General features: G+C 64.4%; 11 protein-coding genes. 9 read left to right on the top strand and 2 right to left on the bottom strand.

The window, feature by feature from the left end:
• Positions 1–50: 50 nt before the first annotated feature.
• Entirely contained in the window at positions 51–2,570 is a 2,520-nt protein-coding gene (locus tag AC1VV3_RS16625; protein WP_482962943.1) for a TonB-dependent receptor, read from the bottom strand.
• 231 nt (positions 2,571–2,801) lie between these two features.
• Between AC1VV3_RS16625 and AC1VV3_RS16620 the strand changes: the two genes are divergently transcribed.
• Positions 2,802–3,356: a TetR/AcrR family transcriptional regulator gene (locus tag AC1VV3_RS16620; RefSeq protein WP_482962942.1), complete on the top strand. Its 555-nt coding sequence runs from the start codon at positions 2,802–2,804 to the stop codon at positions 3,354–3,356.
• Positions 3,357–3,422: 66 nt separating this feature from the next.
• Complete coding sequence (locus AC1VV3_RS16615) at positions 3,423–3,872, top strand: GFA family protein (protein ID WP_482962941.1); 450 nt, start codon at positions 3,423–3,425, stop codon at positions 3,870–3,872.
• Positions 3,873–4,017: 145 nt separating this feature from the next.
• On the opposite strand, the gene AC1VV3_RS16610 is transcribed toward AC1VV3_RS16615, so the two are convergent.
• Positions 4,018–4,662, bottom strand: a complete 645-nt coding sequence (locus AC1VV3_RS16610; protein ID WP_482962940.1) for a response regulator — start codon at positions 4,660–4,662, stop codon at positions 4,018–4,020.
• A gap of 354 nt (positions 4,663–5,016) precedes the next feature.
• On the opposite strand from AC1VV3_RS16610, the gene AC1VV3_RS16605 reads away from it, so the two are divergent.
• The 7 genes from AC1VV3_RS16605 (at position 5,017) to AC1VV3_RS16575 (ending at position 15,718) form a co-directional block, all read left to right on the top strand.
• Entirely contained in the window at positions 5,017–6,414 is a 1,398-nt protein-coding gene (locus AC1VV3_RS16605; protein WP_482962939.1) for a DUF1254 domain-containing protein, read from the top strand.
• Positions 6,411–7,811, top strand: a complete 1,401-nt coding sequence (locus tag AC1VV3_RS16600) for a DUF1254 domain-containing protein (protein WP_482962938.1) — start codon at positions 6,411–6,413, stop codon at positions 7,809–7,811. The genes AC1VV3_RS16605 and AC1VV3_RS16600 overlap by 4 nt, the downstream gene beginning before the upstream one ends.
• A gap of 176 nt (positions 7,812–7,987) precedes the next feature.
• Positions 7,988–8,848 (top strand): hypothetical protein, encoded by an 861-nt coding sequence (locus AC1VV3_RS16595; protein ID WP_482962937.1) that lies wholly within the window; start codon positions 7,988–7,990, stop codon positions 8,846–8,848.
• 189 nt (positions 8,849–9,037) lie between these two features.
• Positions 9,038–11,452 carry a glycoside hydrolase family 2 TIM barrel-domain containing protein gene (locus AC1VV3_RS16590; protein ID WP_482962936.1) on the top strand — a complete coding sequence of 805 codons (2,415 nt, stop codon included), beginning with the start codon at positions 9,038–9,040 and terminating at the stop codon, positions 11,450–11,452.
• A 175-nt stretch (positions 11,453–11,627) separates the two neighbouring features.
• Complete coding sequence (locus AC1VV3_RS16585; RefSeq protein WP_132266628.1) at positions 11,628–12,200, top strand: RNA polymerase sigma factor; 573 nt, start codon at positions 11,628–11,630, stop codon at positions 12,198–12,200.
• A complete protein-coding gene (locus AC1VV3_RS16580; protein WP_482962935.1) occupies positions 12,158–13,120 on the top strand; it encodes a FecR family protein in 963 nt (320 codons plus the stop codon). The genes AC1VV3_RS16585 and AC1VV3_RS16580 overlap by 43 nt, the downstream gene beginning before the upstream one ends.
• 105 nt (positions 13,121–13,225) lie before the next feature.
• Positions 13,226–15,718 (top strand): TonB-dependent receptor, encoded by a 2,493-nt coding sequence (locus tag AC1VV3_RS16575; protein ID WP_482962934.1) that lies wholly within the window; start codon positions 13,226–13,228, stop codon positions 15,716–15,718.
• The last annotated feature ends 38 nt before the right edge of the window (positions 15,719–15,756 follow it).

Below are 15,756 nucleotides of genomic sequence, written 5' to 3'. Positions count from 1 at the left end.
GCGGCGCAGTCTGGAGGTAGAGTCATGAAAACGCGCCGCCCTCCACCGGACTAGAAGCTGTACCGGAGACGCGCGCCGTACGTTTGCGGCTCGCCCAGGTTCGCCACCTCGAACCCGGCCACTGCGAACAGGCCCGGGGTGAAGGTGTAGTAACGCTCCTTCGTCACGTTGGTCATGAAGAGCGACAAGTCGACCGGCGACCCGGCGATCCGGCGCCAATCGAAATTCAGGTTGAGCAGGTCGATGGGCGCAAGCACGCCGATGTCCCGCCCGCCGTTGGCGGCGATGCTGGCGGCATCGCGCGCGGCGTAATTGACCCGCTGCTTGCCGGTGTGGCTGTACGTCGCGCCCACCGAAACAGCACCCACGCCCTCGCCCAGTGGCAGCATGTAGTTCGCCGCCAGGACCACCTTGTGCTTGGGCGCCAGGGCCAGCTGGTCTCCGGGCAGCACGGTGGAGGAGACGATGTAGGGGTCTGTCGGGGGCAGCTGCGGAAGATCGACCGACTTGATCCTGGTATTGAGGTAGGCGTAGCTCGCGTTGAGCGACAGGCCGTCGAATGGATTGAGACCCGCTTCCACTTCCACGCCATAGATGCGCGAGCGGCCCGCGTTCACCGGGCCTGCCGTGGCGGAGACGCCGCCGTTGACGGCGGGATTGTCCGCGAAGCCGACCTGAAGCTGCTGATCGGAGAAATCGTTGTAGAACGCAGCGACGTTGAAGTTGCCTCTCACCGGGCCGCGGAAGCTGGACTTCAGGCCGATCTCGTAAGCATCGACTTTCTCGGGACGGAATACCGAGAAGGCGACCGGCGCGTCCGACTTGATGCCGCCCGTGCGGTAGCCGCGCGCGTACTTGGCGTAGAGCAGCAGGTCTTCCACCGGCTTGAAGTCCAGCCCGACCAGCCAGGTCGGCGCCGAGGATTTCTGCGAGAGCTGCAGCGCGCAATCGGGAAGGCTGGTGTTGCCCCGCGTGCAACTGGCGGTCGGCGGTCCGACCGGCACCGGGAAAGTGGGGAACAGGTAGCTGATCTGCGCGGTGTCGCTCTGCTGCCGGTCCCAGGTGTAACGGATGCCTGCGGTCAGCTTGAGCTGATCGGTCAGCGCATAATTGGCCTGCGCATATGTGCCGATGCTGCGCGTGGTAAGGCGGCCTACGGTGTAGTTGACGCTGCCGGCCTGGATCGGCGGAATGATCCCCGCCACCACCAGCGGCGTCACGTTCGGATTGAGGTTCGCCAGGAAACCGAGAATGTCCGTGCACTGCAACTGCGCGATATCCGTGCAGTTGATCGTGTTGGGAGACTGCGATCCGGTCAGGCTCAGCGGCGCCGATCGCTCGTAGTAGACCCCGGCCTGCCAAGTGAGCCGCCCGTCGCCCGAATTGCCCTGCAACTGGAATTCTTCGGTGAAGGTCGATTGATTGCTGAGCCCCTTTGCATTGGGCGCCGGGATCACGGTTGCGAAGTTGAACGGCACGCTGGGCAGGAAGCCGGGGATTGCCGGGGTGGAGAACTGGGTGCCGAACAGCGCGGAGCGCAGCGTCTGCTTCAACTGGGCATAGCTGGCGATGTTCTTGACCGTCAGGTGGTCCGATGCCTGCCATGTGGTCGTATTGATGACCTGCCAGGTCTCGGTCTTGGACTTGGCACCCTCCACATCGCTTCGCGCCGTATAGAAGCCCTCGGCCTTGGCCTCGGCATCCGCGAGCTGGGCGCAGGCGAAATCGCCAAGCGCAACGCCGGGGTTGCAGGCGATCAGTTTCTGGAGCGGGCCGCTCGTGTCCGACTTGGTGTAGGAGGCGATCATGTAGTTTTCGAGGTTCGGCGTGAGGTCCGCCACGATGCTGGCGCGGGCCGCCAGATAGTCGATGTCGTTGAAGCGGGATGGCCCGATGCCGCTGGTGTTGCGTAGCCAACCGTCCCGCTTCTGCCGGTCCACGCCCAGCCTCACCCGGAAGGTTTCCGCCACGGGGATGTTGATCACGGCCTGCAAACGCCGCTGGTCGTAATTGCCCAGAGTGCCCTCGACATAGCCCTCGAAAGCGGAAGTGGGCTTTTGCGGCACGAGCAGCACCGCACCGCCGGTGGTGTTGCGGCCGAAGAGCGTTCCCTGCGGCCCTTTCAGCACCTGCACGTTCTGCAGATCGAAGAAGCTGCCCGGCCCCGCGCCGTCCCCCGATGGAATGCTGGGACTGCCGCCGCGCGGCGCCACCACATCCGCGAAATAGTTGCCCACGGACGGCGCGGTGCCGATATCCTGAACGAAGCCGCGAATGGCGAAGGTGGAATTCTCGCTGCCGAAACTGGTGTTCGCCGAAAGGGAGGGCGTCAGTTTGGCCAGGTCCTCCGCATTGACGATATTGGCCCGGGAGATCTCCTGCTGATTGAAAACGGTGATCGAGATGGGAACGTCCTGCAAACGCTCCTCCACCCGGCGGGCAGTGACGATGATGTCTGCATTCGCGGTGGAGACGTTCCGGCCCGCGGCCTCCTGAGCGCCGGCCTTGGGTGCCAGCACCGAGGCGAGCGAAGTGGAAGCTATCAATGCGAAATAGCGCTTCTTTGTCATCAGTGATCCCATCCCGTTTTGTTTTTTATCGGTGTGCTCACCAGTCTCGGCCGGTCTCGTCCCTTCTGGAATCTGCATTTTCCCGGGCGGCCATGCGCCGCGGATCGTGCCGCTGCGACGTCAATGGAAACGTCCCATCGGAAATTCCCGAAGTTCCCTTTCTCTCCCCACATGAGTCGTCTATGCGACTCATTGTCGCTTTGCGACTACTGGTCGCATAACGAGGTGCGAATGACGTCGTCAACCCGGAAAGACCCACGCCTGGCCCGCACGGACGAGGCGCTGGAACAGGCGCTGCTCACTCTCTTGATTCAAAGTCCGTTCGACCAGATCACGATCGTCGAAATCTGTCGGACAGCCGGAATTCACAAGGCAACATTCTTTCGCCGATACGAAAGCAAAGAAGCACTTCTGGATCAGATCGCGCGGGAGCAAATCGACCGGCTTGTCGCCATGACATTGCCGGTCGGTCATAATTTAGCCGGTTTTACAGCGCTTTGTCTCTACGTCGAAGAACGCAGCGCATTGTGGACAGCTCTGCTGAACGGGGGCGCGGCGGGCGCGATGCGCGAGGAACTGCTCGCCGTGTCCCGCGCGCTGGTCAGCAAGGGCGGGCTGGGCGAAACCCGGCTGCCTGCCGATCTGGCGGCGGTCTGCACGGTGACATTGATCGTGGAGACGATTTCGTGGTGGCTTCACCAGCCCGAAGCCGAGCGCCTCAGCCCCGCCACGCTCGCCGAGATGCTTCTGGACATGGTGGCGGCACTTTCCCAACCCCGCAAATGAGCGGGAGCTGGCAGACTGGCGGGAGGATCCTCGGGGATCGCCTTCTCCGGCATGCTCTGACACATTATGCCGTGCCTTTCGACCCCCCGACCGAATGGAGAGACAGCGATGACGTCAGTGACATCCGGTTCCTGTCAATGCGGCGCGGTCCGGTTCGCCATCCACGGGCCTTTCGAGAACTTCTATCTCTGCCACTGCAGTCGCTGCCGAAAGGACACGGGGTCAGCGCATGCATCGAACCTGTTTTCGTCAAAGGCAACAATAGTGTGGCATGGCGGAAGCGATCGGATCGTGCACTATCGCATTCCCGGGACGCGCCATGCCAGGAGCTTCTGCGCGATCTGCGGATCCGGCCTGCCGAACGTCCAGATGGACGGCGCCTTGCTCGTAGTGCCCGCGGGGTGCCTCGATGACGAAGTCGTCATCTCCCCGGATGCCCATATCTGCCTCTCCAGCCGGGCAAGCTGGGAGGACCGGATGGCCGATGTTCCAAGACTGGCCGGCCTGCCGGAGTAGCCGTCACCCTCGCCCCCTCTGCACGGACCGGGATGATGCCTCGGGAATGTCGCCGATGCTGTAACGGGGGGCGTCCAGGACAATCCGGACACCTCCCCGCAGCGCCCAAATCGCGACGCCGATCAAGCCATCGATTTTCGTATTTCTATATCGAAACCAGGTTGTTCCTGACCGCGTATCGAACCAGCTGGGATACCGAAACGAAATTCAGCTTGTTCATCGCAGCTGCGCGGTGGGTTTCGACGGTCTTGGCGCTCACACCCAGGATATGGGCGACTTGCTTGTTCATCTGCCCTTCGGCGACGAGCTGGACCACCTGCCGCTCGCGGCAGGTCAGTGTCTGCTGCCGGAGATTTACATGCTGGAAGAGCTTTTCCGCCACGAATTCGGACATGGATGAGGAAATATAGGCCTTCCCGAGCTGAACGTTGCGGGCCGCGGCGACGAGTTGATCGAAGCTGTCGGTCTTGAGCACGATCGCGCGGACGCCGGCGCTGATATAGTCCATCACCAGATCGTCCGTGATGAACGATGTAAACAATATGATGTTCAGCGCCGGCAATCTCTCCCGCAGGCATCGCGAGAGATCGATGCCGTTGAGCGAGGGCAGGGTGTGATCAAGGATCACCAGATCGGGCTGAACCGTTGCCGCCAAATTCAGGGCTTCCCGGCCGTCCGCTGCATCGGCGACAACCTTCCATTGCTCCTTGCGTTCAAGCAGAGTCTTCACGCCTAAACGAAAAACTTCCTGCTGATCGACGACCATCACGCTCGATAGCTTCGTCGCCATAATCCACCTCGTCATATCGCGAGTTGCAAAACTAGGGATGATTATTGGCGACCCCGATTCTCTAGGGATATTACCTAGGAGAGTGGAGTAAGGTTTCTCTATCCGGAAAAACCCCGATAGCTGGTTGTCTTTGATGTACAAGGTAAAGATTGCAGGCAAAGGACGGATTTAGAGAAAATGGCTATCGGCATCGAAACCGATGAGCCGCCTCCCTGTCCTCGCCCCACTGCGTGACCGCGAAGTTCCACGAAGATCAGGGCCAGGCCCCGGATACCGCCGGAATTTGCAAGGGTCTTCCCGGATACAATGCCGAACCGTTCCCAATAGGCTGGCGTTTTCCAATGGAGCGCAGGCATGCCAGAAAACAATGTCGCGTCGCGCAAGGCTCTCGGCGAGACGGCCGCGGCTTACTCGCCGAAGGAGATCGCCCGGCGAACCGTCTATCGCCGCGCGGTCGAGGCGGTGATCTGGGGCATGCCCGCGGTGAATTTCGACCTGATGCTCCAGGCCTTCATCGCGGCAGGCGGCGCGGCGAACCAGGTGGCCTATTGGTCCAGACTGCTCGATGACAAAAACCAGACCCTGACACCGAACCCCGACACGATCTACCTCAACCCCTTCTACGACACGCGGGATGGGCCGATGGTGCTGGAAATCCCGCCGGCCGAAGGCGGTTCGATCACCGGCAGCGTGGACGATTGCTGGCAGAATGCGATCGAGGATGTCGGCCCGGCGGGGTTCGACAAGGGCAAGGGCGGCAAATACCTGATCCTGCCGCCGGATCATGAAGGCACCGTGCCCGAAGGCTATATCGCGCTCCGCTCGGATACCTATCAGGGCTTCGCCATACTTCGCTCCAACGTCAAGAGCAGCGGCGAGGCGGATGTCGCCAGGGCCGTTGCCTATGGGCGGCGCATCCGCTTCCATCCGCTGGCAGACGCCGGAAACCCGCCGGAGACCCGGTTCGTCGACCTGGCGGGCATCCCCTTCGACGCCACGATCCCCTATGATGCCCGGTTCTTCCATTCGCTTGCCCGCATAGTGGATCGGGAACCCTGGCTCACGCGCGACAAGGCGATGATCGATCCGCTCCGCTCGCTGGGCATTGCCAAGGGCGCCGTCTTCGCGCCGGACGCCGACACCGCCGACCTGCTCGACAAAGACGCCGACGAGGCGTTGGCCTGCCTGGACGGGCTTTACGAGGCCGCGTTCGATCCGCCCTTCTATACCGGCGGGCGATGGTCCCTGCCTGCGCTGAAGGAAGTCGTGGAGGGGATGCCCAGCTTTTTCGCCGACCCCGATTCCTATCCGGTCGACGGCCGGGGCGTGACGTATTCGATGGCCTATTTCAGCGCCAAGCATCTCGGCGCCGGGCAGTTCTATCTCATGGCGATCCGCGACCGGGATGGCGAGCCGCTGGACGGCGAGGCGCATTACACACTGCGAGTACCGGAAGACGCCCCGGTCGATCTCTACTGGTCGGCCACCGCCTACGACCGTGAGACCCATGCACTCATCCAGGGCGTGCCGCGCGCCAGCCGCGCATCGAGCAGCCACGGCATCGGCAGCAATGCCGATGGATCGGTCACCTTGTTCTTCGGCCCCGAGGCGCCCGCAGGCAAGGAGGCCAACTGGGTCCCCACCCGGCCCGGCCGCGGCTTCGAAGTGCTGTTCCGTCTCTATGGCCCGCAAAAGCGGTTCTTCGAAAAGACGTGGGTGCCGCCCGACATCGAAAAGGTATCCGGACGATGAGCAAGATCCCGGACGGCTACACCGCCACGGAAACCCGCATCGGCGCGCTCTCGCTCGACCGCCAGGGATTGCCGGACCAGGCGGCGATCGACACGCTCTATGCCCAGCGCGATTTCCAGCGCGCCTGCCAATGCTATCTCTGGGCGCTGCCGATCGTCAGCTATGCCCAGTGGCAGAACCAGCATGAGACCGTGTTCGGCGCGAAGGACGGCGATGTCGTCCAATATGTCTCGGTGCGCGACAAGCTCGGGCTCATCACGGCCAACGCCACCACGCCTTATGTCCTGGGCTTTGCCGATACCGCGAAGACCGGTCCCTTGATCGTGGACTTTCCGGCCGGGGAAACGGCGGGCGGCGCCGGCGATTTCTGGGAGCATTCCAGCAGCGATTTCGGCCTGACCGGCCCCGACAAGGGCAAGGGCGGCCGCTACCTCCTGCTCGGTCCGGGGCAGGAAGTGCCTGCCGGCGTGGAAGCCGATTTCGTCGTCCGGAGCCAGACGTTCAACGTTTTCCATGCCTTCCGCATCCTCACCACCGACCCCGCCGAGGCGGACCGCATCCTGCACGCCTATCAGGTCTATCCGGCGAGCGAGGCCGCAAACCCGCGCAAAACCCGCATCGTCACGCCCGAAGGCCGGCCATGGAGCGGCACCCAGCCTACCGGCATGGCCTATTGGCAGCGTCTGCACGAAACCCTGCAGGTGGAGCCGGTGAAGGAGGAGGACCGGCTGTTCATGGCGATGCTCAAGCCGCTGGGCATCGAGAAGGACAAGCCCTTCCATCCGGCGGCCGATCAGGTCCGCGCCCTCACGGACGGAGCGCAGATCGGCCAGCTGATGGCGATGGCCAATTCGTTCGACAAGCGCTTCGAAACCGCCCGCTATGCCGGGCATTGGGACCGCGCGGTGAACGTCGGCATGAGCCAGCAGGCCGAGTTCTATTCGCAGCTTGATGAGCGCGCCTCGTGGTTCTACGAGGCGGTGGGCCTGTCGGAGGGGATGACCACTCACACGCCGGGCGAGGGCCAGGCCTATCTTTCCGCCTATCGCGACGCCCAGGGCCAGTGGTTCGATGGCGGCAAGGCTTATTCGCTGCGCGTTCCCCCGGAAGTGCCCGCCGGCCCCTGGTGGTCGGTCGCGCTCTACGATATCGAGACGCGCTGCTTCATCGACACGAAATACGACAAGGCCGAAATCGGATCGCGCAGCCATCTGGCCGCCGATCCGGACGGTTCGGTCACCCTGATCTTCGCGCCCGAGCCGCCAACCGGGTCTCCCGAAAGCAACTGGATCCCCACCGCCCCCGGCCGCGCCTGGTTCGCCTATTTCCGGCTCTATGCACCGCTGCAGCCCTATTTCGACGCCAGCTGGAAGCTGCCGGACATCACCGCGTCGTGACGCCGGGCGCGGCACATGTCTTGGGAAAATATCCCGCCGATCTGGAGTGTTCTCCCGATACCCGGTCGCCGCGGCCGCTGCGCACTCTTCTCGGCACCCAGCACGGATCCCGTGGATGTCAGCGGCGCGGCCGCGATCGATCATGAGGCAGAGATGAAAATCCTCCTGCGCAAGCAATGACCCTGCTCAGTGCCCTGAAGCTGGCGCTGGTGGCCAGCATCTTCCTGAGCGTTCTGGCCCTGGCGCTGCGCGCGCGGGCGGCCGACGTGTTCTATCTCTTCCGCGAATGGCGGCTGGGCCTGCGGGCGTTCATCGCGATGTTCGTGGTGGTGCCCGCGGTGGCCATCTTCATCGCCTATGCCTTCGAGCTGAAACCGGCGGTGGAGATCGCCCTCATCGCACTCGCGTTCTCGCCGGTGCCCCCACTGCTTCCGAAAAAGCAGATCAAGGCCGGAGGGGCCGCGTCCTACACCACGGGCCTGATGGTGGGCGCCTCGCTCGCCTCGCTTGTCGCCGCGCCGATAGGCATAGCGCTGGCGGGCCACGTCTTCGGGATCGAGACTCATGTGTCGGTGCCGGGCATCGTCAAGACGCTCGGAATGCTCATCGCCGTACCGCTGGCCCTGGGGCTTCTCGCCCAGCGCCTGTTCGGGGAGAGTGCCCGCACTTTCGCCTCCGCACTCGGCCATTTCGCCTTGCTGCTGCTGGCCGCCTGCGCGCTCGTGCTGCTCTTCGTCATTGCCCCGGCGCTGTGGGCCGTGATGGGCGACGGGACGATCGTGGCGATCGTTGCCATGATCCTGGCCGGACTGGCGGCGGGCTACCTCCTGGCCGGACCCACGCCGGAAGACAGGGCAGCCCACTCGCTCGCCGCCGCAGCGCGCCATCCAGGCATCGCCATGGGCATCGCGGCAGTGAATTTCCCAGACGAGAAGCTCGCACCTGCCGCTATCCTGCTGTTCTTCATCCTGAGCGCCGTGCTCTCCATGCCCCTGCTGCACCTGCTGGGAAAAGCCACGGCAAAGCCTGCCGCCTGAGCGGCCGATATCGGGATGGAGTGGGCATCTCGATCAGCCCGCAGCCTGTCATGGCCTTGATCGTGACCCTGCCTCGACTGCCCTCCTCCAATGGCTTGGCCAAGCCCTCCATTGCCGCATGATGAAACCTTATTGCAAATAGCGGGATTTCATTTAGGCCAAGGGGAATAAGCCACGGCAGGAGAGGACATGCGGGTGCGCAAGACGGGCAGCAGGGCGATATTCTATGCGCTGACGACAGCCTTGGCGTCGATCGGCGCAGCTCAGGCCGCGCCGCGTGCGGTCACCCCACTCCCCGATGGCTGGCGCTTCATCCAGGCCGATCCGGAAGGCGCGGAAACGACCACGCTGGACGATTCTTCCTGGCGGGTCGTCAGCGTTCCGCATGACTGGGCCATTGCCGGTCCGTTCGATCCCAATGCCAAGGCCGCAGGCGAGAACGGTTTCCTGCCGAGCGGCGTCGCCTGGTATCGCAGGACGCTGGATCTGCAGCCGCGGCCCGGACGACGCTATTTCATGGAATTCGACGGCATCATGGAGCGCAGCGGCGTCTGGGTGAACGGCCACCACGTCGGCTATCGCCCGATGGGCTATGTCAGCCAGCGCTACGACATAACGCGCCATCTGCGCACGGATGGACCCAACGTGATCGCCGCGCGGTCCGACACGTCCGCCGCCCCCTCATCGCGCTGGTACACCGGGTCTGGCATCTACCGCCACGTCCGCCTGATCGAGACGGATGACGTGCATATCCCGCAGGGCGGCCTCTATGTGCGCGCGGCAGCCATCGGCGATGACCAGGCAACGATCGAAGCCACCGCCGAAGTGCAGAACGACAGCCCGGCCGCGGCCGGGGTGAAGGTCGAACTGCTGCTGACCGACCCCGAGGGGCGCGAAGTGGCGCGGAGTGTCACTCCGGCCACCAGCATCGCCGCCGGGCGGACCAGTATCCTGCCGGTCCGGATCGTCCTGTCCCGTCCGCACCGCTGGGACACGAACGATCCCGCGCTCTATCGCGCCGCCGTCCGCGTGCTCTCCGCCGACGGCACGCTGCTGGACAATGAGGATGTCCGCTTCGGCATACGCGAAGCCCGGTTCGATCCCGCAACCGGCTTCTGGCTGAACGGCCGCAACTTCAAGCTGAAAGGCGTGGCGCTGCATCATGACGGCGGCGCGGTGGGGGCCGCCGTGCCGCTTGCCGTGTGGCGCCAGCGGCTCACCACGCTCAAGGCCGAGGGTGTCAACGCGATCCGCACTGCCCATAACGTGCCCAGCCCCGAATTCCTCGACCTGGCCGACGAGCTGGGGCTGATCGTGATGGACGAGCTGTTCGACCAGTGGAACGTCGCCAAGACGCCGGAGGACTATCACCTCTTCTTCGGAGACTGGCACAAGCGCGATACGCTGGACATGGTGCGCAGAGACCGCAACCACCCCAGCATCGTGCTCTGGAGCGCCGGCAACGAGATCCATGACACCGCCTATCCGGTGCAAGCCAAGGCAGCGCTGCGCAGTATCCTCGACATCGTCCATGCCGCCGATCCCTCGCGCCCGGTAACGATGGCGCTGTTCCGCCCGAACGTGACGAAGGACTATGACAACGGCCTGGCCGACATGCTGGATGTGGTGGGCCAGAACTACCGCGAAAACGAGCTGATCGCAGCCAACAAGCAGAATCCGAAGCGCAGCATCGTCGGCACCGAAAACGCCCATAACCGCAGCAACTGGGTGCCCGTGCGGGACTACGCGCCCTTCTCCGGCATGTTCCTCTGGACCGGCGTGGACTATCTGGGCGAGGCGAACCGATCCGGCTGGCCCAATATCCAGAACCCGGCCGGGCTGCTCGATCGCACCGGGCGGCAGAAGATCAGCGGCATGGAGCGCGAAAGCTGGTGGTCCGACCGGCCGGTGGTGCATGTCGTGCGCAATGCCGATCCGGCAGCGGCAGGCCCGTCTACCGATGGTGCGGGCGGTCCGAACCAGCCTGTCCTGCCCACCATGATCGCCGTCGCGACGCCCAAGCCCAAAGTCGCGCTGTTCGACGACTGGACGCCGCAGGATCGCACACCGCATGACGAAACGATCGAGGTCTACAGCAATTGCCGGCAGGTCGAGGCCTTCCTCAACGGCCACTCGCTCGGCACTCTGCCGATCAATGCCGATGCTTCTCCGCGGCGCTGGGCCGTGCGCTATGCGCCGGGCGAAGTGCGGGCCACCTGCCGCGATGCCGGCAGCGAGGCCGTGTCCGACAGTTTGCGGACAGCAGGCAAGCCGGTTCGCATCGCATTGACGCCGGATACACCGACCGTCGGCTCCACGTTTGACGACATGGTCTACGTTCGCGCGCGGGTTGTCGATGCGAACGGCGTCACAGTGCCTTCCGCCGCCCAGCGCCTGCATTTCGCGGTCAAAGGCAAAGGGCAGCTGATCGCAACCGACAACGGCTCCTCGGTCGATCATACGCCCTTCCCTTCACCCGACCGCACGGCGCAGGACGGCCTGGCCGTCGCTCTGGTGCGAGGCGCTGGCCAAGGCCGCTTCACCGTGACCGCCACGGCAGAGGGCCTGAAAGGCGGCACCGTCGATCTGTCCGCAACCGAATGACGACGGGATAAAGGCAAACAGCTCTGGCCTCGGCATTGCTTAGGGCTGTCGCCATGCACGGTCATCACCGGCCGCAATCCAGGTGCGTTGAGCGAGAGCCGACGAAAATCGCCTGAGGTGACGCATAACTGTAAGACCCGCCGCCTAGGGCGCCTCCAGCAATCCGGAGTGCGCCTTGAGCTGGCTACGTGAAATCGACCGGTGGTTCATGGTCGAAGTGCTGCCTCACGCAGCGGCCTATCGCGCCAGAGCCGCACACTTCTGCGGCCGGGACGAGGCGGACGACCTGGTTCAGGAAGCCTATGCACGCGTGCTCGCCGCGCCCGACTACCGGGACATCGCCTCGCCGCGCGGCTTCGTGCTCACCGTGGTCCGCAATCTCGCCCTGGAGCGGCTTCGCCGGGCCAACGTGGTGCGGATCGACTTTCTCGCCTCGCTCGACATGCTGGACGTGGCCGACCCGTCGCCCGACGCTTTCGCCGTCAGCTCCGGACGGTCCGAACTGCAGCTTCTCTTACGCCTGATCGAGGAACTGCCGCCCCAGTGCGGGCGGGTACTGCACATGCGCAAGATCCAGCAGATGTCGCCGCCGCGCATCGCCGAAGAACTTTGCATATCGCTATCGACCGTTGAAAAGCATATCGCTAAGGGGCTTTCCCTCATCACGAAGGCACGCCGCGAGCGTGTCGCCCAAGCGGAGGAACTGTGTCCGACCGTTCCGAAATCCCTGAACCAGCCGCTGACCTGACCGACATCGCGGCCGGGTGGCTGGCTTCGCTCGACGCCGGAACGGCCGACCGGCGCGCGTTCGAGGCGTGGCGGGCGGCAGACGTGCGTCATGCCGTCGCGTTCGCCGAAGTGGCGAGCACCTGGCGGGACATGAGCGAACTGGCGCGGATTTCGGGCAATCCCAAGCCAGCGGTGCCGGACGATGCGCCCGCGCCTGCGCCTGCCCCGGACGAGCAACCGACCCGCCGGCGCATGTTGCGCATCGCCGCGGCGGCGGGCGCGATGGCCCTCGCAGGCGGCGGGTTCGCCATGCGTGCGGCCGCCCGCAACAGCGCCGAGACCCGGATCGGAGAGCGCCGCGCGATATCCGAGGTGCCGGGCCTCTCGGTGAACCTCAACACCGACAGCAGCATCTACTGGAAAGACGGCAAGTCACCCCGGCTCTGGCTGGAGCGCGGAGAGATCGGCATCCAGCTCGATCCGGGCCGGCGGCTTAGCCTGATGACGCCGGGCGGTACGTTCCATCTGGCGCCGGGCGACTACAACGCCCGCCTTCGCGGCTCCAGCTGCGAACTTGCGGTGCTTTCGGGAAGCGGAACGCTGGACGATGCGGCCCGCCCCTTCCAGCCCGGCGACGTCGCTCTGGCCACGGCCGGGCAGGCGAATGTACGGCAGCGCGAGACAGACCTCACCCGCATCACCGCCTGGCGCCGCGATACGCTGGTGCTGAACGGCGAAAGCCTCGATTACGCACTGGCGGAAATGAACCGGTACTTGCGCGGCAAGATCGTCATCGGCGATCCCGACCTCTCGCGCCTGCGCATCGGCGGCACGTTCGCCACCACCAATCCCACCGAATTCCTGGAGGCACTGCGCACGTCTTTCGGCGTGAAGGCCACTGCCGGGGCCGATGGAAACATCGTGCTCACTCATGCCTGACTCACCCCCTGACCCAGGTCGCTGAAAAAATTTCTGCCGCCGGATAGCGGTTTTTTCGCCCCCATCCATCCTTGCCCCGACAATCGCATCCAGCGGGGAAATTCCATGTTCAAGTATCTGACGACGACCGCCATCGTGGCGGCCGCGATGCCGGCTGCCGCCTTGGCGCAGCAGGCACCGATCCAGTTCGACATCCAGGCCTCGGATACGGCCACCGCACTCAACCGCTTCGCCAACCAGGCGGGCGTGCACCTGGTGTTTCCCTATGACGCCGTAGCCAATCGCCGGGTCGCCGCGCTGCGCGGCCGCTTCACCCGCGCCGAGGCCCTGCGCCGCCTGATCGCCGGGCAGGGGCTGGTCGTGGCCAGCGAGACCCCGAGCATGATCTCCCTCAAGGTCTCGCCCACCGAGACCCGCGATGCCGCGCCTGTGGCCGTGGCGGACGCGGGCGCCACCGGCCAGGACATCGTCGTTCTGGGACAGGGGCAATCGCGCCAGGTCCAGACCGTGTCCGTGGCAGCGATGGAGAAGACGACGGCCGGCACCTCCCCGCTGCGTTCGCTCGGCCGCCTGCCCGGCGTGAACTTCGATTCCTCGGACGCGCACGGAACTTACGAGGCGGCCACGCAGCTTTCGATCCGCGGCTTCATTACCGACCAGATGGGCTATACCCTGGACGGCGTGCCGCTGGGCAACATGCAGTACCGCAACAACAACGGCCTATCGATCAACCGCGCGCTTCTCAGCGAGAACAACGGCGGCGCCACGCTGTCTCAGGGCAGCGGCGCGCTGGGAACGGCGTCCACCAGCAACATCGGCGGCACGGTCGACTTCACCTCCATCGAACCCACGGCGAAGTTCGGGCTCGACCTGCAGCAGAGCTACGGCAGCGAGGACTCCTGGCGTTCCTTCGTGCGGATGAACAGCGGCGACCTTGCATGGGGCGGACGGCTCGCCATTTCCTACGCGCATGACCGGCAGGGCAAATGGCGCGGATGGGGCAAGCAGGAACAGGACCAGCTCAACGCCAAATACGTGCAGCCGCTGGGCGATGCCGTAACCTCGACCACCTTTCTCAACCTGATCGACCGCCGCGAGGACGATTATAACGACCTCTCACTGGCCAAGATCAAGCAGTACGGCTGGAACTTCGACAATATCGAGAGCTTCCAGACGGCCGAGGATCTCGCCCGCATCGTCCAGAACGGCGGTACGGTTCCGGCGCCTTACGTGAATGCCGACGATGCCGTCTACAACGGCGGCGGCGTGCGGCGCGACCTGCTGGCTTACGAGAAGCTCGAATACCAGTTGGGCCCGCGTCTTTCCGGCTTCACCACCGCCTACATCCATCTCGACAAGGGCATCGGCACCTGGGCCGACCCCTACGACCCCACGCCCGAGGCCTATGGCGGCTCGCCGATCTCCGTCTCGGCGCTGCGCTACAACGTCAACCGCAAGGGCGGCATCTCGCGCCTGATGTTCCAGGCCGGGGACCACAAGATCGAGGGCGGCATCTGGTATGAGCACAATGCCTTCGAGCAGGGCTCCTACCTCTACGGCCTGGAAGAAGGTGTGACACCGAAGAACTTCCAGAAGTTCTACACCAATCCCTTCACCACCAACTGGCACTACCAGTTCGCCACCGACACGGTTCAGCTCGATATCGGCGACACCTGGCAGGCCACCGACCGGCTGCGCGTGAACGCCGGAGTGAAAGGCGTCGTCTCCAGGAGCACCGCGAACACGATCACCAGCAGCAAGCCGATCGACGGTTCGATCAAGGCCGAGAACTGGTTCCTGCCCACGGCCGGACTGCTTTACCAACTGGACGACACCAGCGAATTCTTCGCCGACTACACGCGCAACATGGCCGCCTTCGTCGCCTCCGCCTCCAGCGGACCGTTCTCCAGCAGTTCGCAGGCCGGGTTCGACTATATCCGCGCCAACCTGAAGCCGGAGATGACCAACACTTTCGAGGCGGGCTACCGCTTCCACAATCGTGCCCTGCAGCTCTCGCTGACCGGTTACTATGTGAAGTTCACCAATCGCCTGCTCGCCTCCTCGATCAGCGCAACGATCGTGGGCAACCAGAACGTGCTCCAGAACGTCGGCAGCGTTTCTTCGCGCGGTGTCGAGGCAGCGGCAAACTGGAAGTTCGCCCCGCACTGGTCGCTCTACGGCAGCTACGCCTACAACGATGCGACCTATGACGATAACGTGCAGCCCGAGGGCGGCGCGGTGATCGCAACGAAAGGCAAGCAGGTCGTCGCCTCGCCCAAGAACGTCGCCAGCGCGGAGCTGAACTACGACGACGGCAAGCTCTGGGGCCAGCTTTCCGCCCATTACCGCAGCCGCCGCTATTACAGCTACCTCAACGACGCGGTGCTGCCGGGTGCGGTCAACGTCAACCTTTCCGCCGGCTATCGCCTCAGCAGCGCCATCGATTTCCAGGTCAATGTCACCAACCTGTTCGACAAGCGCTACATCGCCTCTACCGGGACGGCCGGTTTCGTGACCTCGGATGCGGCTGGCACTTACACCACGCTCCAACCGGCGGCACCGCGGCAGGTCTTCGCCACCATCGGCCTGCATTTCTGACCCCTGCCGAAAAGCCCTGAACGGGACGTGCGCTCGCC

The sequence above is a fragment of the Novosphingobium sp. BL-S-34 genome (genome assembly GCF_056857015.1).
Note: the sequence above shows the minus strand (reverse complement) of the source record. Positions and strands in the feature narration are given on the sequence as shown.

Bases quoted from the DNA above. Each gene is read 5' to 3' on its own strand.
- AC1VV3_RS16610 (WP_482962940.1), bottom strand. From the start codon at position 4,662: ATGGCGACGAAGCTATCGAGCGTGATGGTCGTCGATCAGCAGGAAGTT.
- AC1VV3_RS16595 (WP_482962937.1), top strand. From the start codon at position 7,988: ATGACCCTGCTCAGTGCCCTGAAGCTGGCGCTGGTGGCCAGCATCTTC.
- AC1VV3_RS16625 (WP_482962943.1), bottom strand. From the start codon at position 2,570: ATGACAAAGAAGCGCTATTTCGCATTGATAGCTTCCACTTCGCTCGCC.
- AC1VV3_RS16615 (WP_482962941.1), top strand. From the start codon at position 3,423: ATGCCGTGCCTTTCGACCCCCCGACCGAATGGAGAGACAGCGATGACG.
- AC1VV3_RS16605 (WP_482962939.1), top strand. From the start codon at position 5,017: ATGCCAGAAAACAATGTCGCGTCGCGCAAGGCTCTCGGCGAGACGGCC.
- AC1VV3_RS16620 (WP_482962942.1), top strand. From the start codon at position 2,802: ATGACGTCGTCAACCCGGAAAGACCCACGCCTGGCCCGCACGGACGAG.
- AC1VV3_RS16600 (WP_482962938.1), top strand. From the start codon at position 6,411: ATGAGCAAGATCCCGGACGGCTACACCGCCACGGAAACCCGCATCGGC.
- AC1VV3_RS16575 (WP_482962934.1), top strand. From the start codon at position 13,226: ATGTTCAAGTATCTGACGACGACCGCCATCGTGGCGGCCGCGATGCCG.
- AC1VV3_RS16590 (WP_482962936.1), top strand. From the start codon at position 9,038: ATGCGGGTGCGCAAGACGGGCAGCAGGGCGATATTCTATGCGCTGACG.